The organism is Micromonospora sp. LH3U1, from assembly GCF_028475105.1.
Lineage (GTDB): Bacteria > Actinomycetota > Actinomycetes > Mycobacteriales > Micromonosporaceae > Micromonospora.
Genome location: NZ_CP116936.1, coordinates 3,140,570 through 3,159,904, shown reverse-complemented (window position 1 = coordinate 3,159,904; position 19,335 = coordinate 3,140,570). Strand labels below are relative to the sequence as shown.

Annotated in this window: 20 protein-coding genes; 12 read left to right on the top strand and 8 right to left on the bottom strand. The window is 71.2% G+C overall.

All coding sequences use genetic code 11. The annotated features are described in order from the left end of the window. Window positions 1-8: 8 nt before the first annotated feature. Window positions 9-2,138 carry a ThuA domain-containing protein gene (locus PCA76_RS14185; RefSeq protein ID WP_336298064.1) on the top strand — a complete coding sequence of 710 codons (2,130 nt, stop codon included), beginning with the start codon at window positions 9-11 and terminating at the stop codon, window positions 2,136-2,138. A 14-nt stretch (window positions 2,139-2,152) separates the two neighbouring features. Here the strand turns inward: PCA76_RS14185 and PCA76_RS14175 are convergent, their stop codons facing one another. Continuing rightward, the gene (locus tag PCA76_RS14175) at window positions 2,153-2,809 is read right to left on the bottom strand and encodes a hypothetical protein (RefSeq protein ID WP_272618393.1); all 657 of its coding nucleotides are present in this window, start codon (window positions 2,807-2,809) and stop codon (window positions 2,153-2,155) included. A gap of 429 nt (window positions 2,810-3,238) precedes the next feature. On the opposite strand from PCA76_RS14175, the gene PCA76_RS14170 reads away from it, so the two are divergent. Next, entirely contained in the window at window positions 3,239-4,201 is a 963-nt protein-coding gene (locus PCA76_RS14170; protein ID WP_272618391.1) for a helix-turn-helix transcriptional regulator, read from the top strand. Between the two features lie 47 nt (window positions 4,202-4,248). Here the strand turns inward: PCA76_RS14170 and PCA76_RS14165 are convergent, their stop codons facing one another. Continuing rightward, window positions 4,249-5,637 (bottom strand): aminotransferase-like domain-containing protein, encoded by a 1,389-nt coding sequence (locus PCA76_RS14165; RefSeq protein WP_272618389.1) that lies wholly within the window; start codon window positions 5,635-5,637, stop codon window positions 4,249-4,251. Between PCA76_RS14165 and PCA76_RS14160 the strand changes: the two genes are divergently transcribed. Next, window positions 5,636-6,592: a DMT family transporter gene (locus tag PCA76_RS14160; RefSeq protein ID WP_272618386.1), complete on the top strand. Its 957-nt coding sequence runs from the start codon at window positions 5,636-5,638 to the stop codon at window positions 6,590-6,592. The two genes, PCA76_RS14165 and PCA76_RS14160, sit on opposite strands and share 2 nt — an antisense overlap. Here PCA76_RS14160 and PCA76_RS14155 read toward each other — a convergent pair. After that, window positions 6,589-6,984 (bottom strand): winged helix-turn-helix transcriptional regulator, encoded by a 396-nt coding sequence (locus tag PCA76_RS14155; protein WP_272619378.1) that lies wholly within the window; start codon window positions 6,982-6,984, stop codon window positions 6,589-6,591. The two genes, PCA76_RS14160 and PCA76_RS14155, sit on opposite strands and share 4 nt — an antisense overlap. Before the next feature lie 97 nt (window positions 6,985-7,081). Between PCA76_RS14155 and PCA76_RS14150 the strand changes: the two genes are divergently transcribed. Beyond that, the gene (locus PCA76_RS14150) at window positions 7,082-7,939 is read left to right on the top strand and encodes an SDR family oxidoreductase (RefSeq protein WP_272618384.1); all 858 of its coding nucleotides are present in this window, start codon (window positions 7,082-7,084) and stop codon (window positions 7,937-7,939) included. Between the two features lie 86 nt (window positions 7,940-8,025). On the opposite strand, the gene PCA76_RS14145 is transcribed toward PCA76_RS14150, so the two are convergent. Together PCA76_RS14145 and PCA76_RS14140 are read right to left on the bottom strand one after the other, a co-directional pair. Further along, window positions 8,026-8,385, bottom strand: coding sequence for a hypothetical protein (locus PCA76_RS14145; RefSeq protein WP_272618382.1), 360 nt, complete (start codon window positions 8,383-8,385; stop codon window positions 8,026-8,028). Between the two features lie 120 nt (window positions 8,386-8,505). Next, window positions 8,506-9,204 carry a TetR/AcrR family transcriptional regulator gene (locus PCA76_RS14140; protein WP_272618380.1) on the bottom strand — a complete coding sequence of 233 codons (699 nt, stop codon included), beginning with the start codon at window positions 9,202-9,204 and terminating at the stop codon, window positions 8,506-8,508. A 215-nt stretch (window positions 9,205-9,419) separates the two neighbouring features. Here PCA76_RS14140 and PCA76_RS14135 point away from each other — a divergent pair, with 215 nt between their 5' ends. The 5 genes from PCA76_RS14135 to PCA76_RS14115 all read left to right on the top strand — a co-directional run bounded on the left by PCA76_RS14135 (window position 9,420) and on the right by PCA76_RS14115 (window position 14,056). Then, window positions 9,420-10,367 (top strand): ion transporter, encoded by a 948-nt coding sequence (locus PCA76_RS14135; RefSeq protein WP_272618378.1) that lies wholly within the window; start codon window positions 9,420-9,422, stop codon window positions 10,365-10,367. A 77-nt stretch (window positions 10,368-10,444) separates the two neighbouring features. Further along, on the top strand, window positions 10,445-11,614 hold the full coding sequence (locus tag PCA76_RS14130) for an acyl-CoA dehydrogenase family protein (protein WP_272618376.1): 1,170 nt from the start codon (window positions 10,445-10,447) through the stop codon (window positions 11,612-11,614). After that, a complete protein-coding gene (locus PCA76_RS14125; RefSeq protein WP_272618374.1) occupies window positions 11,614-12,459 on the top strand; it encodes a phosphate/phosphite/phosphonate ABC transporter substrate-binding protein in 846 nt (281 codons plus the stop codon). The genes PCA76_RS14130 and PCA76_RS14125 overlap by 1 nt, the downstream gene beginning before the upstream one ends. Continuing rightward, the gene (locus PCA76_RS14120; protein ID WP_272618372.1) at window positions 12,456-13,667 is read left to right on the top strand and encodes a ferritin-like domain-containing protein; all 1,212 of its coding nucleotides are present in this window, start codon (window positions 12,456-12,458) and stop codon (window positions 13,665-13,667) included. Before PCA76_RS14125 ends, PCA76_RS14120 begins: the two co-directional genes overlap by 4 nt. Before the next feature lie 35 nt (window positions 13,668-13,702). Then, a complete protein-coding gene (locus tag PCA76_RS14115) occupies window positions 13,703-14,056 on the top strand; it encodes a TraR/DksA family transcriptional regulator (RefSeq protein WP_272618370.1) in 354 nt (117 codons plus the stop codon). 47 nt (window positions 14,057-14,103) lie between these two features. Here PCA76_RS14115 and PCA76_RS14110 read toward each other — a convergent pair whose 3' ends face one another. Next, window positions 14,104-15,498, bottom strand: a complete 1,395-nt coding sequence (locus PCA76_RS14110; RefSeq protein ID WP_272618368.1) for an FAD-dependent oxidoreductase — start codon at window positions 15,496-15,498, stop codon at window positions 14,104-14,106. Window positions 15,499-15,543: 45 nt separating this feature from the next. Further along, a complete protein-coding gene (locus tag PCA76_RS14105; RefSeq protein ID WP_272618366.1) occupies window positions 15,544-16,041 on the bottom strand; it encodes a GNAT family N-acetyltransferase in 498 nt (165 codons plus the stop codon). A 105-nt stretch (window positions 16,042-16,146) separates the two neighbouring features. Between PCA76_RS14105 and PCA76_RS14100 the strand changes: the two genes are divergently transcribed. Genes PCA76_RS14100 through PCA76_RS14090 form a run of 3 tightly spaced genes read left to right on the top strand, consistent with a single transcriptional unit; the run spans window position 16,147 to window position 18,012 of the window. Further along, window positions 16,147-16,500, top strand: coding sequence for an ArsR/SmtB family transcription factor (locus tag PCA76_RS14100; RefSeq protein WP_272618364.1), 354 nt, complete (start codon window positions 16,147-16,149; stop codon window positions 16,498-16,500). Next, on the top strand, window positions 16,497-17,591 hold the full coding sequence (arsB, locus tag PCA76_RS14095; protein ID WP_272618362.1) for an ACR3 family arsenite efflux transporter: 1,095 nt from the start codon (window positions 16,497-16,499) through the stop codon (window positions 17,589-17,591). The genes PCA76_RS14100 and arsB overlap by 4 nt, the downstream gene beginning before the upstream one ends. Window positions 17,592-17,604: 13 nt before the next feature. Continuing rightward, entirely contained in the window at window positions 17,605-18,012 is a 408-nt protein-coding gene (locus tag PCA76_RS14090; protein WP_272618360.1) for an arsenate reductase ArsC, read from the top strand. Window positions 18,013-18,026: 14 nt separating this feature from the next. Here PCA76_RS14090 and eno read toward each other — a convergent pair whose 3' ends face one another. Further along, entirely contained in the window at window positions 18,027-19,292 is a 1,266-nt protein-coding gene (gene eno / locus PCA76_RS14085; RefSeq protein ID WP_272618358.1) for a phosphopyruvate hydratase, read from the bottom strand. Between the last annotated feature and the right edge of the window lie 43 nt (window positions 19,293-19,335).

Below are 19,335 nucleotides of genomic sequence, written 5' to 3'. Positions count from 1 at the left end.
GGAGTCCCATGCGCAGACGTGTCATCACCGCAGTCGCCGCCGCCGTGGTCGCCGGACTCACCGTCGCCGCCGGCGCGACGACGGTGGCCCCGACCCCGGCCGAGGCCGCACCGCTGGGCAAGGTCCTGGTCTTCTCCAAGACCGCCGGTTTCCGGCACTCCTCCATCCCGAACGGCATCGCCGCCGTCCAACAACTCGGTGCGGCGAACGGCTTCACCGTCACCGCCACCGAGGACGCGGCCACCTTCACCACGGCCAACCTCGCCCAGTACCAGGCGGTGGTCTTCCTCAGCACCACCGGCGACGTGCTCAACGCCGGCCAACAGGGCGCGTTCGAGGCGTACATTGCGGCTGGCGGTGGCTTCGTCGGGGTGCACGCCGCCTCCGACACCGAGTACGACTGGCCGTGGTACGGCGGCCTGGTCGGGGCGTACTTCGCCTCGCACCCGGCCACCCAGCAGGCGACCGTCCGGGTCGAGGACCGGGCCAACGCCTCCACCGCGCACCTGCCGTCGACCTGGACCCGCACCGACGAGTGGTACAACTACCGGGCCAACCCCCGCTCCGCGGTCAAGGTGCTGGCCAGCCTCGACGAGTCGTCGTACGCCGGTGGGTCCATGGGTGGCGACCACCCGATCACCTGGTGCCACAGCTACGGCGGCGGACGCTCCTGGTACACCGGCCTCGGCCACACCGAGCAGAGCTACAGCGATCCGAACTTCACCCGCATGCTGCTCGGCGGCATCCAGGTGGCGGCCGGGGCCGTGGTGGCCGACTGCCGGCCGGAGCCCGGCTACACCCCGCTGTTCGACGGCACCCAGGCCAGCTTCGGGCAGTGGCGGCAGGCGGGGGCGGGCAACTTCACCCTGGCCGACGGCACCCTCACCTCGAACGGCGGTATGGGGTTGCTCTGGTACCCGGTGCGCACCTTCGCCAACTACTCGCTCAAGGTCGACTGGATGATGCCGGGCGACGACAACGGCGGGGTCTTCATCGGGTTCCCCGATCCGCAGGGCGACCCGTGGGGCCCGGTCGATGCCGGTCACGAGATCCAGATCGACGCGACCGACGGCGACCCGACGCGCACCACCGGCAGCGTCTACAGCTTCCAGGCACCGAACCAGGCCGCCCGCGCGGCGGCGCTCAACCCACCCGGCTCCTGGAACACCTACGAGATCGGCGTGCACGGCCAGCGGGTCGAGATCTGGCTCAACGGTGTCAAGATCAACGATTACGTCAGCAGCCGGGCCATCGCCAACGGCTACATCGGGTTGCAGAACGACGGCGCCGGGCTGGACATCAACTACCGCAACGTGCGGATCAAGACGGACGGTCCGAGCGAGCCGCCCGCCACCGACCTGGCCCGGGGCCGACCGGTGACGACGTCCAGCGTCGAGCCGGGCAGTGCGCACGTGGCCGCCAACGCCGTGGACGGCAACGCGACCACCCGCTGGGGCAGCGCGTACGCCGACCCGCAGTGGATCTCCGTCGATCTGGTGGCCACGTACGCGATCAACCGGGTGCGGCTGGCCTGGGAGACGGCCCACGCACGGGCGTACCAGGTACAGGTGTCGCCGGACAACGTGACCTGGTCGCCGGTCCACACCACGACCACCGGCGACGGCGGCGTCGACGACCTCACGGTCACCGGCACCGGCCGCTACCTGCGGGTGTACGGCACCCAGCGCGCCACCCAGTGGGGCTACTCGCTGTGGGACCTCAACGTCTACGGCACCGCCGCCGGTGGCACTCTGCTCTCCCGGGACCGGCCGGTCACCACGTCCAGTGTGGAGCCGGGTAGCGCGCACGTGGCGGCCAACGCCGTGGACGGCAACGCGGCCACCCGCTGGGGCAGCGCGTACGCCGACCCGCAGTGGATCTCAGTGGACCTCGGCGCGTCCCGCACCCTCGACCGGGTCCGGCTGACCTGGGAGGCGGCGTACGCGCGGGCGTACCAGATCCAGGTCTCCCCGGACAACGTCACCTGGTCGCCGGTCCACACCACGACCACGGGCGACGGTGGCGTGGATGACATCGCCATCTCGGCCACGGGCCGCTACCTGCGCGTCCAGGGCACCCAACGGGCCCTGCCCGCGTACGGCTACTCGCTGTGGGAGCTGGAGGTCCACGGCACCTGAGCCGGGCGGCACGGTCAGATCCGGGCCCGGGGCAGCCAACCCAGAAATCGGAGCCGGGGTAGCGGCTGCGTGGGCAGGTCCTGGGCGGCGGCGACGAGGCAGGAGCCGAGATAGACCGCGAGGGCGGCGCGCGCTCCACCGAACTCGGCGAGCAGTTGACTCTGCTTCGTGGCGCAGGGCCACTCGCGACCACATCCGGTGCAGGTCCAAGTCGGTGGGTTGGGAAGGTGTTCCGGTAGCTTCGCGCGGCGGTACCGGCCGACGGCGCTGTTGTCCGAGCGCCCGCCGCGTCGCGCCGGCACGGGGCGTCCGTTGCGATGACCGACCGGACGGGCACCCGGCAGGTAGCGCCCGACGGTGCCGAAGAGCACCCCCACACGGATCAGAGCGTCCGGCCCGACGTGGTGGGCCAGCAACGCGGTCAGCACATGGTGTCCCAGCAGGTCGAAGGCGTCACGGTTCAGGCGAAGGTCACGGCAGAGGTCGACGAAGTCCGGCGTGGTCAGCGGGACCCGGTCGTCGAGTGCGCGGCGCAGCACCTCGCGCAGTGCCGCCCCGAGCCTCTGCAACGCGTCGCCCTCGCCCAGCCCCAAGCTGTCCTCGTCCGCCACGCGGGCCAGCGCCTCGGCCACGGCCAGTCGAACGACGCGGCCAGGATCAGTACTGTCCAATGCTCATCCCTCCGTGGGCCGGTCACCCGGCATCGGCCCGGTCGTCCTCCGACGCCCAGGGAATCGTGAACAGGATTCGCTGTCGGCCGCGAAAGTGGCTAGGACCGCAGGCGCAGAACCAGTTGGCGCGCTAGCCGGAAAGCGAAGTCCACCTGCCGACACAGCATGTCGAATCGCAGGACGTCATGACGACGATTGTCGTATGGTGACATTCCCATTGACAGATATTGCTAACCGAACCACTCAACCGTCAGGCCAGATCCGACGCCGCCTCGACCGGTCGCCGCCGTCCCGCTCGCGACGTTCCACCGCACCGCACCGCCGGCCCGCGACACGCCGGGTCACCGCCGAGCACCCCCGGCACGTCCAGATTCCGCCGCCGGCACCGTTCCACCAGCCGGCAGCACCTTCACCGGACGGAGACAGCGGATGACGTCATCACCAGTGCAGACCCACCAGTTCGACAGCCGTGACCCGGTGGCCATCCACACGTTCCTGTCCACGACGTACGACCCGAAACTGCGCATCCACAGCAGGAACGGCTACCGACTCACTCATCACCGCGTCGACACGGGCCCCTTTGCCATCGCGACCACCCGCCAGACCGGGCAACTCGACATCGGCGCCAGCACCCTCGGTGGGCTGGTCATCGGCCGCACCCGCACCGCCCGCGTCGATCGCGCCTGCGACGGATCGGCCGACCGGTTCGGCCCCGGCGACGTCTTCCTCGTCACCAGGCCGGAGGAGCCGTGCAGCGTACGCTGGCATCCCGGCGAGGTGGAGCTCTGCGTGCTGGACCTCTCGGTTCTGGCGCAGGTGGCCACCACCACGCCGGCCCGGCGGCCCGGTCGGATCCGATTCACCCACCTGGGCCCCGCCGATGCGGTCCTCGCCCGGCAGTGGCGTGACACCACCAGCTTCATCAGCGATGTCGTGTTGAACAACCCGAGGGCCAGCGCGCAACCGCTGGTGATCGGCAACGCCGCGCGGATGCTCGCCGCGGCGGCGCTCACGGTCTTTCCCAACACCGCCTTCACCGAACCGACCGCCGTGGACCGCCGCCACGCCAGCACCGCCACGTTGCGGCGGGCGATCACCTTCGTGGAGGAACACGCTGACCGGGACATCAGCGCGGTCGACATCGCCGGTGCCGCCGGCGTCTCCCTACGGGCCGTGCAACTCGCCTTCCGGCGTCACCTCGGCATCACCCCGATGGCGTACCTGCGTCGGATCCGGCTCGCCCGGGCACACCACGACCTGGTGCGGGCCGACCCCGGCCAGGAGACCGTGTCGGCGATCGCGAGTCGGTGGGGGTTCGCGAGCCACAGCAGGTTCACCGCCCGCTACCACGCCAGCTACGGCGTGCCGCCGCGCGAGACGCTGCACGCCTGAGGCCGGGTCCCCGGTCCGCGCCTTGTGGAATGGCCGCGAGCCGGCGTTCATCGGAGGGCGCGGGCGAGGCGTCGGACGGCCTCGTCCATGAGTTCGGGTGCGGCGGCGGCGTAGGTGAGGCGCAGGTGCGGGGCCGGGGGCTCGGCGGCGTACCAGGGGCGGCCGGGAAAGACGATGACGCCTTCGGCGGCCGCGGCGGCGGCCAGTGCCACGTCGTCGGCGTCGTCGGCAAGGCGGACCCAGAGGTGCATGCCACCGCGCGGAATCGACTGTGGGGCAAGGCCTGGCAGGTGACGGCGCAGCGCGGTCAGCAGCGCCTCGCGGCGGGTCCGGAGCGCGGTGCTCAAGGCCCGGCGATGTCGCAACCACACCGGAGAGGTGAGGAACTCGATCGCCGCCTGTTGCAGTGGACCGGCGACGAAGAAGTCGTCGAGCAGCCGGGCGGCGCGCAGTCGCGCCCCGGCCGGGCCACGGGCACCGATGGCGGCGACGCGCAGCCCGGGCGCGGTCGATTTGCTCAGCGAGCGCAGGTAGATGACGTGCCCGTCGGGATCATCGCTGGCCAGTGGTGGCGGGGCCTGGCCATCGATGGTGAGGTCGCGGGCGTAGTCGTCCTCGAGCAGGAACGCGCCGGCGTCGCGTACGGCCTCGGCCACCTGCGCCCGGCGGTGATCCGCCAGCGTCGCGCCGTGCGGGTTGGCGTGCAGCGGCTGACAGTAGAAGAGCCGGGCGCCGGTGCGGGCGAACGCGGCGGCGAGTTGGTCGGGTCGTACCCCGTCGGCGTCGGCCGGCACGGGCACCACCCGCAGTCCCGCCGCCCGCGCCGCGGCCAACGCGCCCAGGTAGGTCGGCGACTCGACGAGGAGGGCGTCGCCGGGCGCGGTGAGCGCCCGCAACGCGGACGACAGCGCGGCCTGCCCGCCGGGACAGATCACCATGTCCTCGGCGTGCAGCCCTGCCCCGGCCTCACGGGCGAACCAGGCGCGCAGATCCGCACGGCCCTCGACCGGTCCACGCTGCCAGCTCGCGGGTTGGCGGGCGGCTCGGGCGAGGGCGGCGCCGAGCGCGGCGGCAGGCTGCAGATCCGCGTCGAGGTAGCCACCGGACAGCGGGATCGCTCCCGCCGGCGTCAGCGCCAACAGTGCCCGCATCTCGTCCTGACCGGACCGGCGAGGTCCGAGCGCGACGGTCTGCCAGGACAGATCGGGTACGCCCCGCTCGTCGGGCGGAGCGGCCACGAAGGTGCCTCGGCCTGGTCGCGCCTCGATCAGCCCCTGGGCCACCAACTGACGGATCGCCTCGGCGACGGTGACCGGCGAGGCCTGATGCCGGGCGGTCAGCTCACGGACGGAGGGCAGCCGGGTGCCGGGACCGGCGGCGGCGACGAGGCCGCGTAGATCTTGGATAACGCGTTCGGCTGCGTTACCGTTTTCCATGAGAGACAACAGTAGCGCTACTGCCTCGAATACGGTAACAGCGAATCGGACGGTCGGGCTCGCCCTCGGTGCCCTGGGCGTCCTCGGCTTCAGCCTGTCGCTTCCGGCCACCCGCATCGTCGTGCAGCAGCTCGACCCGTGGTTCGTCGCCTTCGGCAGGGCCGTCGGCGCGGGGCTGTTGGCATGGGCGTACCTGCGTCTCACCGGCGCACCACGGCCCACCCGCGGACAGTGGCGTCGGCTGCCGATCGTCGCCCTCGGCGTCATCGTCGGCTTTCCCTTGTTCACCTCGCTGGCGCTTCTCACCCAGACCTCCGCGCACGGCGCGGTCGTCATCGCCGCGCTGCCCGCGATGACCGCCGTCTTCGCGGTACTGCGGGCCGGCGAACGCCCGCCGCCGTTGTTCTGGGTCGCGAGCATCGGCGGACTGCTGGCGGTGCTCGCCTTCCTCGCCGCCAGCGGCGCGGTACGCGGGACCCTCACCCTGCCAGACCTGTTCCTGCTCGCGGCGGTCGTGCTCTGCGGCCTGGGCTACGCCGAGGGCGGCGCACTCGCCCGCGAGTTGGGCGGTGCTCGGACGATCTGCTGGGCGTTGCTGCTCTCGCTGCCCGCCACCGTTGCCGTCACGGTCGTCGCCGCTCTCGCCAGTCCGCCGCGTGCCGACGCTGTCGCCTGGTCGGCGTTCGGCTATCTCACCGTGGTCTCGATGTTCCTGGGATTCTTCGCCTGGTACGCGGGCCTGGCCCGGGGCGGCATCGCGCAGGTGGGCCAGGTCCAGCTCGCACAGCCAGTGCTGACCCTGGGGTGGTCGGCGCTGCTGCTCGGCGAGGCGGTCACCTCCACCTCGATCGCGGCGGCGCTGGTGGTGCTGGGGTGCGTCGTGCTGACCCAGCGCACCCGCCAGAGCCCGCGGACGGCCGTGGCGCGGCACGAGGCCGGCGCGGGTGCGTCCTAGGCCCGGTCGCGCTCGTGGGTGTCGCGGGCGGTCTGCAACTCGGGCACCGAGGCCTCCAGCAGGTCGGCGAGGCCCCGAAGGTGCTCGGCGACCCGGGCGCCGAGGGGGGTCAGCGAGTATTCGACGCGCGGTGGGATCGCGGTGAGCACCTCGCGGGTGAGCATGCCGTCGCGTTCGAGGGTCTGCAGGGTCTGGGAGAGCATTCGCTCGCTGACCCCGTCGATGCGGCGACGCAGCGCGTTGAACCGGTAGCGATCCTCGCCGAGCGCCAGCAGAGCCAGCGAGGCCCACTTCGAGGTGACGCCCTCGAAGGCGGCACGTGAGGTGCAGCCCCGCGCGAAGACATCGCTGACGAGTTCCTGGGTAGGCCCCGCCGGGTCCTGGGCCGGCATGTCGCTCACCTCACCAGCGTACCCCACAGTTACTCAGCAGCTAGTGCTGTAGATTCGTAAGTGCCTGCAGAATCGCCACTGCCTATCGGAGGTCCCCATGCCCACCTATGCCGTCACCGGCGCCACCGGCCGGCTGGGCCGCCTGGTGATCGAGCAGCTGCTCGACACCGGCCTACCCGCCGCCGAGATCGCCGCCATCGTCCGCAACCCGGAGAAGGCCGCCGACCTGGCCGCGCGCGGGGTCGAGATTCGCAAGGCCAACTACGACGATCCGTCGACGCTGCCCGGCGCCGTGGCCGGCGTACGCCGCCTGCTGCTCATCTCCGGCGACACTCCCGGTCAGCGCGTCGCCCAGCACACCGCAGTCATCGACGCGGCCAAGCTCGCCGGGGTCGAGCGCCTGATCTACACCAGCATCCTGAACGCCGACACCACCACGAATCCCCTCGCGCCGGAGCACAAGGCCACCGAGGAGATCCTCGCCGCGTCCGGTCTGACCCACACCGTGCTGCGCAACAGCTGGTACACCGAGAACTACACCGACCAGCTGCCGCAGTACCTGCAGTCCGGCACGATTCTCGGCGCCACCGGGGGCAGCAAGGTCTCCGCCGCCACGCGGGCCGACTACGCGGCCGCGGCTGTCGCGGCGCTGACCCGCGAGGAGGACGGCAACGCCGTCTACGAGCTGGGCGGCACCGCGTTCACCTTCGACGAGCTGGCCGACGCCGTCACCGAGGTCACCAGCTCCACGGTCGTCCACCAGGACCTGTCGGCCGCCGCGCTGGCCTCGGCCCTGGAGAACGTCGGCCTCGACGCGGGCACCGCCGGGTTCGTCGCCGCGCTCGACCACTCGATCGCCATCGGCGAGCTGGTGACCGACAGCGACGACCTCAGCCGGCTCATCGGCCGGCCGAGCACCCCGCTGCGCGACGCCATCCGGGCCGCGCAGGCCTGAGCCGGCCACCGCCCACGCTGCTACCGGGCGGGCAACGGGTTACACGTCCCGTCGCCCGCCCGGCGCGCGACGGTCGGCCGCGCCGACTACTCGCCCTCGTCTTCCTGTTCGGTGAGGTCGGCCAACACGTCGGCCGCGTCGCGGTTGCCCCCGTCGGCGAGACGCCGAAGTTCGCCGACATCCGCCCGCTCGGCGGCCAACTCGACGAGCTGGTCAGCCGCGTCCCGGTCGCCCCGGTCGGCAAGGCGCCGCAGCTCTTTCATATCGCCGAGTTCGGTGGCCAGCTCGACAAGCTGGGCCGCCGCGTCGGCGTTGCCGCTCTCCGCGAGCTGGCGCAGCTCCGCCAGGTCACCCCGCTCGCCGGCAAGCTCGACCAGCTGGTCGACCGCGTCCCGGTCACCGTTCGCGGCTCGTTCTCGCAGGTCGGCAAGATCAGAATCGGACATCGCACACCTCTCCGCAGCTGACGCGCGACCGTGCGGCCGGTCCCACTCATCACCGAAAACTAGACCAGCCGGCACCACGCCGGGTGCGGGAACGGCTGACACCACCTGGGTTCCGACCAGTCAGCCCGCCTCGGGCTGCCCGGCGAGCAGCAGACCGGTCAGCAGACTGCGCAGGGTCCGCTCGAAGAGATCCGCCCGGGGCGCCGGTGCGGAGGGCTGGCTGAACGCCGCGACCAGGTGCGGGTACGCCGCGAGGTCGACCCCGGCGAAGCTGAACGCCCCGGAGGTGACCTCGCGGCGGGCGAAGAGGCTCACCACACCGGTCGTCATCGCGATCGCCTCGAACTTTGCGGAGACAGCGCAGCGCACGGGTTCCAGGATCCGGATGCAGTTGTCGAACCAGGCCAGGCTCTCAGGGCCGATGCCGGACGTCCGGTGAATCACGTCGAGCAGCCAAGGATGGGCGCGGTGCAGCGCCAACTGCCGGCGGGCCAACAGCACCATCGCGTCCAACCAGTCGCCCTCCGCCTGCGGGTACGGTCGCAACTCCCCCACGACGCGGTCGGTCATCAGGTCCAGCAGATCGTCCCGGGACGACAGGTACCGGTAGAGGGATCCGGCGCCGGTGCCGAGCACGCCGGCGACGGCGCGCATCGACACCGCGGCGAGCCCTTCGGTGTCCGCCAGGGCGATGGCGGCCATGACTATGGCGTCGCGACTGTGCCCCGGAGCGGGGCCCCGGCTGCCACGTTCGGGCCTGCTCCAGATCGGCTGCCGAGCGGGGTCGCCGTCGCCGGCCCTCGTGGGTGCGTCGCTCACTGATCTACTGTAAATTGCAAACGTAGTTCGCAGTTGTTGTCATCGCCGAGTCAGTGGACCGGATCATGGTTCGGGTGACGACGCACGGTCGTCCAGGGATCATTGATCTTGACTAGGCTGATGGGCATGCCCGCACGCCACCCGCACCGCCGCGACGACGGCCGGAGGCCGGCCGCCCCGGCGGCCCCGGCACGCATGATCGAGACGGCCGACTGGTGAGTGGTGCACCCGCGCCCGCCCAACGAGGTGCGCCAGCCCCGCCCGCCCACCACCGGCCCAGTTGGTCTGACCGCTGCGCCCAGCTCGCCCGGTCGCGCCCCTTCGAGATCGTCATCGTCGTGGTCATCCTCGCCAACGGGGTCGCCCTCGGCCTGGAGACGTACGACGATCTGATCCCGGCGGGCACGGCACTGCACTGGCTGGAGTTGGTCTTCCGGGCCGTCTTCGTCGTCGAGATCGGCGTCCGGTTGGCGGCCTACGGCAAGCGTCCGCAGGACTTCTTCCGGCAGAGCTGGAACGTCTTCGACTTCGTGGTGATCGCGGCGATCTTCATACCGGGCCTGCACGGGGATCCCGCACTGCTCCGCGTCGTGCGGGTCGCCCGCATGGTCCGGTTGGTGCGGTTCTCGCCGGGCCTGCGGACCATCGTCTCCGCGCTGTGGCGGAGCCTGCCGGGTGTCGGCGGCTTTCTCGCCCTCGCCATCGTGACGCTCTACGTGTACGGCATGGCCGGCTGGCTGATCTTCGGCAGCAGATATCCGGAACAGTACGGCGACATCGGCCGATCCCTGCTGACGTTGTTCGTGCTGCTGTCGCTGGAGACGCTGCCGGACCTCATCGAGCAGGGCATGGCGATCTCGCCGTGGACGCTGCTCTACTACGTCAGCTACGTGGTCATCACCGTCAACCTGCTGCTCAACATCCTCATCGCGGTCATCGTCAACTCGATGGAGGAGGCTCGCCGGTTGGAGATGACCGAGCGGCTCGCCCCCGGGTACGACGAGGACGGCGACGGCGTACCGGACGAGGTCGACCGCATCGCACTCACCCAACGGCTGGACGACCTGCGGGCCGTCATCGCCGAGTTGGAGCGGGAGCTACGCATCGACCGGGACGACGGGCACGGACGGCCCCACCGGGACGGCGCCCGCACCAGACGGTGATCCGACGCTCGCGCTGCGTCCTCCAGTTCGGATAGTCTCGACAGCGGTCCCACCGGTCTGGCTGAAGGGGCACCCACATGACGGCCAGTGTCGACAATGCCCAGCCCAACACTGATGTCTCGGCCACCCTCGGCTCGGTGATCGACGACGTGATCCGCCCGCAGGCGGCGGTCGTCGACCGGGAGGGGGCATTCCCCCGTCAGGGTGTCGACGCCCTCGCCGCGGCCGGCCTGCTCGGCCTGGCCTCCTCGACCGAGGTCGGTGGCGGCGGCCACGGCATGCGGGCGGTCGCCGACGTCATCGAGCGTCTGGCCGCCGAGTGTGGCTCCACGGCGATGGTGGTGCTCATGCACTACGCGGCGACCGCCGTGATCGAGGCGCACGGCCCGCGCGAGGTGCGCGAGGCCATCGCCAGCGGCGGTCATCTCACCACCCTGGCGTTCTCCGAGTACGGCTCGCGCAGCCATTTCTGGTCGCCGACCGGCACCGCGACGGCCACCGACGACGGCGCCGTCCGCCTCGACGCCCGCAAGAGCTGGGTCACCTCGGCCGGCGAGGCCAACAGTTACGTCTGGTCGAGCCTCCCGCTGTCGCACGGCGCCGGTCCGATGACGCTGTGGCTCGTGCCGGCTGACAGCGCCGGCCTGAGCGTGACCGGTGACTTCGACGGTCTCGGCCTGCGCGGAAACGGCTCCCGGCCGATGACCGCCGATGGGCTCCGGGTCCCGTCGGCCGCGATGATGGCGGCCGACGGCGCCGGGCTCGACACCGCGCTGGGCGCGGTCCTCCCCTGGTTCCTGGTGCTCAATGCCGCGTTCTGTCTGGGTCTCGCCGACAGCGCGGTTGCCGAGGCCGGCCGGCACCTCACCAGAACGACGCTCGCGCACACCGGCGCGGCCCTTCGCGACGCGCCCGTCACCCGGCGCGACTTCGCCCGACTGATGATCCGCACCGACGCTCTGCGCGCCTTCCTGGGCGACACCCTCACGGCGCTGGAGACCGGCCGCGATGACGCGATGCTACGGGTGCTACAGGTCAAGGCACTCGCCGGCGAGACCGTCGCCGAGGTGACCGATGGCGCCATGCAGCTCTGCGGCGGCAGCGCCTTCCGCAAGGAGCTGGGCCTGGAGCGGCGTTTCCGTGACTCGCGCGCAGCCCGGGTGATGGCGCCGACCACCGACGCGCTGCACGACTTCGTCGGTCGCGTCGCCACCGGGCTGCCGCTGCTCGACGAGGCCAACCGCTGATGCCGGCGCCATCCGTCCTGATGGGCGCGGTCGCGTACGACCCCAAGGTCGTGACCATCTGGGAGGGCTTCCGCGCCTGGCTGCGTGGGCGGGGCCTGGACTTCGACTTCGTCCTCTACTCACACTACGAACGACAGGTCGAGGACCTCGTCGCCGGGCGGATCGACGCGGCGTGGAACTCTCCCCTGGCCTACTTGCGGGCCGAGCGGCTGGCGGCAGCCAACGGCACGACCGTCCACGCGCTCGCCATGCGCGACACCGACCAGGACCTCACCTCGGTCGTGGTGGTTCGCGCGGACTCGCCAGTACGCCAGCCCGCGGACCTCGCCGGACGGGTGGTCGCCGTCGGGGCGATCGACAGTCCACAGGCGACGATGATTCCGCTGGACCACCTCGCGGCGCGCGGGGTCACTGTCGACGTACGCCGCTTCGACGTGGGTGTCGGCCTGCACGGCGACCACATCGGCGGCGAGCGGGACGCGGCCCGCGCCCTGATGGCCGGGGAGGTCGATGCCGCCTGCATGATCGACGCCAACCACCTGGCGTTCGTCCAGGAGGGCACACTGCCGCCCGACGGCACCCGGATCGTCGCGCAGACCACACCGTACGACCACTGCAACATGACGGTCCGCGAGCCGGAGTCCGCCGGGGTCCGGCTCTTCGGCACGCTGCTGCTCGGCATGTCGTACGCCGATCCGCAGGTGCGTCCGCTGCTCGACCTGGAGGGGCTGACGGCCTGGCGGGAGGGCCGCACCACCGGCTATGACGCCCTCGCCGACGCGGTCGACGCCGCTGGCTTCTACTCCCCCGACGGGCGGGTGACGGCCTCGGACTACCGGCCGTGAGCGCGGCACCGGTTGCCGAGGTCGACCTCGGCGACCTGGGTTTCGGCCGGGGCGCACATCTGCTCGTGCAACGCGCCCTGGCCGGGCTGCCGCCCGGCGGCCGGTTGGCGGTCTACGGCCACGACCCGGCGCTGCGCGTACACCTGCCCGCCTGGTGTCGTGGCCGGGGCCACCGGGTCGAATGGCCGGATCGGGGCGACCGGAGCGACCTCGTGGCGGTGATCGTCCGGGGCACGGCGGATGACGACCGCTGGTTCGGCGCGGAGCGGGCCGGACCCGCCCTCCCATCGGCACTCAGCAGCCGCCCGCCGGCGCGATGGGGGCTCGGTGCCCGGGGCGCGCTGCTCGAAGCCGGCGGTCCCGAGGCACGGTTCGACCTGGACGACCGCGACCTCGTGTGGGCCGATGTCGCTCCCCACCTGTACGCGCAGGCGGCCGCACGGCAGTGGGATCCGCAGACCGCCGTGCCGTGGGACGATCCGTTCGCGCTACCGGCCGATGTCGAGGCCGCAGTGGTTCAGGTGATGACCTACCTCGTCGAGAACGAGCAGGCAGCCCTCGTCGTGCCGGCCCGGTTCGTCGGGCGCATCCACCCGCACTTCCGGGAGGTGATGCAGCTTCTCGCCGTGCAGATGGCCGACGAGGCCCGGCACATGGAGGTGTTCAGCCGGCGGGCGCTGCTGCGGGGTGCCGAGTTGGGCACGTCGTCGGCCGGTGGTCGGCAGTCGCTCTTCACGCTCGTCGCGGAGTCCGACTTCGCACTGGCCTCGTTCCTACTCTCCGTGCTCGGCGAGGGCAGCTTCGTCGACCTGCTCTCGTTCCTGCACCAGAACGCCCCGGACCCGGTGACGCGCCGGATCTGCTGGCTCGCCATGCAGGACGAGCGCCGGCACGTGGTGTTCGGCATGGCGCACCTGGAACATCAGGCCCAGCTCGACCCGCTGCTGCGGGACCGGCTGCGGGCGGCCATCCACCGCCGCCACGACGCGCTCGTCGACACCGCCGGCCTCAACGCGGACGTCTTCGACGCGCTGGTGGTGCTCGCGGCAGGTGGCTGGCGTCCCGACGACGTGTCCGCCGGCTACGACCGGGTGCAGGCTCTGCAACACGCGATGGATCAGGGCCGCCAGCGCCGACTGGTACGGCTGGGCTTCCGGCCCGACGAGGCCGCGGCGCTCTCCGCCCTGCACACCCGCAACTTCATGTGAGTGACACGGTCATCGCGCAGTACGGTGGAACGGCCATGAACAGGGATTCCAGCGCGATCCGCGAGGAACTGCTGCGGCTGCGCGAACAGACCGAAAGCCAGGCCACCGCCCTGGACGGCGACCTACGGAGTCTCTTCGAGGCATCCCGGTCGTCCAACGCCGATGACGAGCATGACCCCGAGGGCAGCACGATCGCCTTCGAACGCGCACAGCTCAGCGCCGTCCTGGACGCGGCACGCCGACGCCTGGCCGAGCTGGACGTCGCGCTGAGCCGGGTCGACGACGGCAGCTACGGCGTGTGCGAACGGTGCGCCCGTCCGATTCCCGCCGAGCGGCTGGTCGCCCGCCCGTCCGCGCGTACGTGTGTCGCCTGCGCCAGCCGGCGGTGACGGTGCCCGCCGACCGCGAGGGCTACGGGCACCGTCATAGCCGGTGATCAGCTGGCGCAACAACCGCCCGCTGGCGCGGCGTCGAGGGCGACGAGGCTGATCGGCGCGGACAGCAGCCCACCGGAGATGCCGGTGGACAGTCCACGCCCCGTCGGCTCCGGCCCGCAGCAGTTGTCGCCGCTCGCCGAGTCGGCGCGGTTGCTGTTGCACACGCCGGTTTCGGGCAGGTCCAGCTGGACGTCGCGGGCGGCGACCCAGTCCCCGGCGAGAGCGGCCACGACGGAACGGACCTGCTCGTAACCGGTGGCCATGAGGAATGTCGGCGCTCGGCCGTAGGACTTCATGCCGACGGCGTAGTAGCCGCTCTCCGGGTGGGCGAGTTCGTCCACGCCGTGCGGAGGAACGGTGCCGCAGGAGTGCTCGTTGGGATCGATCAGCGGGGCGAGCGCACGGGTCGCGCCCATGACCGGGTCCAGGTCCAGGCGCAGCTCGGCGGCGATGGAGTGGTCGGGCCGGAAACCAGTGGCGGCGACGATGCGGTCGACGGTGATCGACTCGTCGGTGCCGTCGGCGTGCCGCACGACCACGCTCACCCGTCCGTCGGTCGGGGCGAGCGCGTGCACCGAGAACCCGGTGAGCAGCCGGATCCGTCCGGCGTCGACGTGCGCACGCAGCCGTGCGCCGAGCGCCCCACGCGCGGGGAGGGCGTCCGCGTCCCCGCCACCGTACGTCCGCGTCGGCGAGGCGGTCCGGATCGCCCAGGTCACCTCGGTGCCGTGCTCGGCGGCGGCCAACTCCGCCAGGGACAGCAGGGTGTTCGCGGCCGAGTGACCGGCGCCCACGACCAGAGTGTGCCGGCCCACGAACCGGTCCCGGTCGGCGCCGAGCACGTCCGGCAGCGCGTGCTCCAGGTATGCCGTCACGTCGGCCTCACCCCGGGCGGGCAGGCCGGACGCGCCGAGGACGTTCGGCGTACGCCAGGTGCCGGAGGCGTCGATGACGGCGCGGGCGAACAGTTCGTCGCCGTCATCGAGGCGGAGGAGGAACGGTGCGGTGTCGCGTCCGGCGGTACGCAGCCGGTCGAGGCCGAGGCGGCTGATCGCCTCGACGCGTGCCCCGTACCGCAGGTGTGGCTTGAGCTGCGGCAGCTCCGCGAGGGGCTGGAGGTAGTCGGCGACCAGTTCCGCGCCGGTGGGCAGGGCCTCCAGGTCGGGGGCGACCCAACCGGCCTCGTCGAGGAGCCGACGAGCGGCCGGGTCGATGTTGTACCGCCACGGCGAGAAGACGCGCACGTGCCTCCACTGGCGTACGGCGGCACCCGGGGTGTCGCCGGCTTCGAGGACGGTGAAGGGCAGGCCGCGCTCGTGCAGGTGCGCGGCGGCGGCGAGACCGGTCGGGCCGGCGCCGATGATCACGACGGGAAGGCTGTCCTGGGCGTTCATCCGTTGGCTCCTCGAGGTAGTGGCCCGACTGCCGGGCCAGGCGTGTCAGGAGATGGTGGGGCTGCGGCGTTCCAGCAGGACGACGTCGCGCCAGCGGTCGTGGTGGCGACCAACCCGCTCGCGGACGCCGATGACGCGGAAGCCGACCCGCTGGTGGAGCGTCAGGCTGGCGGTGTTCTCCGGGAAGACGCCGGACTGGATCGTCCAGATGCCGGCGGCCTCGGTGGAGGTGATGAGCGCGTCCAGCAGCAGCCGGGCGATGCCACGACCCTGGGCGGCCGGGTCCACGTAGACGGAGTGTTCGACCACACCGGCGTAGACCGCGCGGGTCGAGGTCGGTGAGACGGCGATCCAGCCCAGGACGGCGCCGTCGCGGTCGACGGCCACGAAGCGATGCGCGGTCAGGCGCGTGGTGTCGAACGCCGCCCAGGTTGGCGCGGTGATCTCGAAGCTGGCGTTGCCCCCGTCGAGACCGGCCTGGTAGATCGCCAGGACCCGGTCGGCGTCGGCGACGGCCATCGGGCGCACGGTGCTGTCGGCCATGAGCAGGTTCCGTTCCGGAAGATTTCAGGTACTCGACGCCGCCTGTCTTGACGTCCGTCGAATCAGACAGTTGCACACTGATTAGATAGGTGTCAACCTAGAGAAATGTCGAATCAAGCAGCACCGGCCGCAGACGTGTCCTGCTGCCCCCCTCTGAACGAGCGGCGCGTACCGGCCGAGGCCGCGACGGCTTTCGCGTCCGCGTTCAAAGCCCTCGGCGACCCGGTGCGGCTGCAACTGATGTCGATGATCGCTTCCGCAGAGAGCGGCGAGATCTGCGTCTGCGACCTGACCCCCGCGTTCGACCTGACCGGCCCGACCATCTCGCACCACCTCAGGACGCTGCGCGAAGCGGGGCTCGTCGACGCCGAGCGCCGGGGCACCTGGGTCTACTACCGCGCCCGGCCGGCCATCCTGCGCCAGCTCGCCGCACTGCTCACCGTGGCGCCGGCGACATGACAACGACCGTCCAGAGCGACCCGGCCGAGAACGCCGTCGTCGGCCGCCTCTCCCGACTCGACCAGTTCCTCCCGGTCTGGATCGGGTTGGCGATGGTCGCCGGCCTGCTCCTCGGTCGTCTGATCCCCAGCCTCAACAGCGCGCTGAACTCGGTGACGGTCGGGGGGATCTCGCTGCCGATCGCGGTCGGCCTGCTGATCATGATGTACCCGGTGCTGGCGAAGGTCCGCTACGACCGGCTCGACACCGTCACCAGCGACCGCCGACTGCTGATCTCCTCGCTGGTCCTCAACTGGCTCGTCGGACCCGCCATGATGTTCGCCCTGGCCTGGATCTTCCTGGCCGACCAGCCCGCGTACCGCACCGGCCTGATCATCGTCGGTCTGGCCCGCTGCATCGCCATGGTCATCATCTGGAACGACCTCGCCTGCGGCGACCGGGAGGCCGCCGCCGTCCTGGTCGCGCTCAACTCGGTCTTCCAGGTTGTCGCCTTCGGCCTGCTCGGCTGGTTCTACCTCTCCGTGCTCCCCCAGTGGCTGGGGTTGTCCGGCGCCGAGGTGACGATCTCGGCCTGGGACATCGCCCGCAACGTGCTCATCTTCCTCGGCATCCCGCTGCTGGCCGGGTACCTCACCCGCCGCCTCGGCGAGCGCGCCAAGGGCCGCGACTGGTACGAGGCCCGTTTCCTGCCCAGGATCGGCCCGGCCGCCCTCTACGGGCTGCTGTTCACGATCGTGATCCTGTTCGCGCTGCAGGGAGACGCCATCACCAGCCGACCCCTGGACGTCCTCCGCATCGCCCTGCCCCTGTTGGTGTACTTCGCGCTCATGTGGGCCGGCGCCTACATCCTCGGCCGGGCCATCGGCCTCGGCTACGGGCGCACCACCACCCTGGCCTTCACCGCGGCCGGCAACAACTTCGAACTCGCCATCGCCGTCGCGATCGGCACCTTCGGCGTCGCCTCCGGTCAGGCTCTCGCCGGGGTCGTCGGCCCGCTGATCGAGGTGCCCGTCCTGGTCGGGCTCGTCTACGTCTCCCTGTGGGCACGCCACCGGTTCTTCACCCCCAGCCCGCATCCATCGATTGACTGAGAAGGCGACCACCATGAGCGACAAGCCCAGCGTCCTGTTCGTCTGCGTCCACAACGCCGGCCGTTCCCAGATGGCCGCCGGCTGGCTACGCCACCTCGCCGGCGACACCGTCGAGGTCCGCTCGGCCGGCTCCGCCCCGGCCGAGACGATCAACCCCGCCGCCGTGCAGGCCATGCGGGAGGTCGGCATCGACATCACCGACCAGACCCCCAAGCTCCTGGAGTACGCGACCGCGGAGTCCTCCGACGTCATCGTGACGATGGGCTGCGGCGACACCTGCCCGGTCTTTCCCGGCAAGCGCTACGAGGACTGGAAGCTCGATGACCCGGCCGGTCAGGGCGTCGAGGCCGTCCGCCCGATCCGTGACGAGATCCGGGGCCGGGTGGAGAAGCTCCTCACCGAGTTGGGCCCCACCACCTGACCGGAGCACAGCCCTCAACGGCTCCGGGCGTAGCTGGCGCGGTCACCGAGCTCCTCCTCGATGCGGATGAGCTGGTTGTACTTGGCCGTGCGGTCGGAGCGCGACAGCGAGCCGGTCTTGATCTGCCCGCATCCGACGCCCACGGCCAGGTCGGCGATGGTGGTGTCCTCGGTTTCCCCGGAACGGTGCGACATCACCACCCGGTACCCCGCCTTGTGGGCGGCGTCCACCGTCGCGAGGGTCTCGGTGAGCGTGCCGATCTGGTTGACTTTGACCAGGATCGCGTTGGCGTAACCGCCGTCGATCCCGTCGCGAAGCCGGTCGACGTCGGTGCAGAAGACGTCGTCACCGACCAACTGCACACGCTCCCCCGCCACTGCTGTCAGCCGCTTCCAGCCGGCAATGTCATCCTCGGCCATCGGGTCCTCGATCGAGCTGATCGGGTACCGGGACACAAGGTCGAGCAAATAGTCGATGTGCTCCTCGACGGTGCGCTGGCGTCCCTCGCCGACGTAGTCGTAGACGCCCGTTTGGAAGAACTCCGAGCTAGCCGGGTCGAGGCAGATCAGCACGTCGGTCCCAGGCTCATAGCCGGTGTCCTCGATGGCGCGCAGCACGAACCGCAGCGCCTCGTCGGCGCTCGCGAAGTTCGGCGCGAAGCCGCCCTCGTCGCCGACATTGGTGCTGTGACCGGCCGCGGCCAGGGACGCCCTGAGGGTGTGGAAGACCTCCGAGCCCATCCGGACCGCCTCGGCGAAGGTCTGCGCTCCGACCGGCGCGATCATGAACTCCTGGAAGTCGAGCGGATTGTCGGCGTGCGCGCCGCCGTTGATGATGTTCATCATCGGCACCGGCAGCAGGCGGGCGCCGACGCCACCGACATAGCGGTAGAGCGGCTGCCGGTGCGCCACCGCCGCCGCCTTCGCTGTCGCCAGGGACACCGCCAGGATCGCGTTGGCGCCCAATCGACCCTTGTCCTTCGAGCCGTCGAGATCGATCATCGTCTCGTCGATCAACGCCTGGTCCTCCGCGTCGAACCCGATCACCGCTTCGGCGATCTCGCCGTTGACCGCGGCGACAGCCGTACTGACGCCCTTGCCGTGAAAACGCGTGCGGTCTCCGTCGCGCAGCTCGACCGCCTCGTTCGCCCCCGTCGACGCGCCGGAGGGAACGGCGGCCCGGCCGATCGACCCGTCCGCGAGAACCACGTCGGCCTCCACGGTCGGGTTTCCCCTGCTGTCGAGAATCTGCCGACCACGCACCCGACTGATTGCCGTCATCACAAACTCCCTGATCAAGATGCCTTTTCGCAGTCAGACTGGC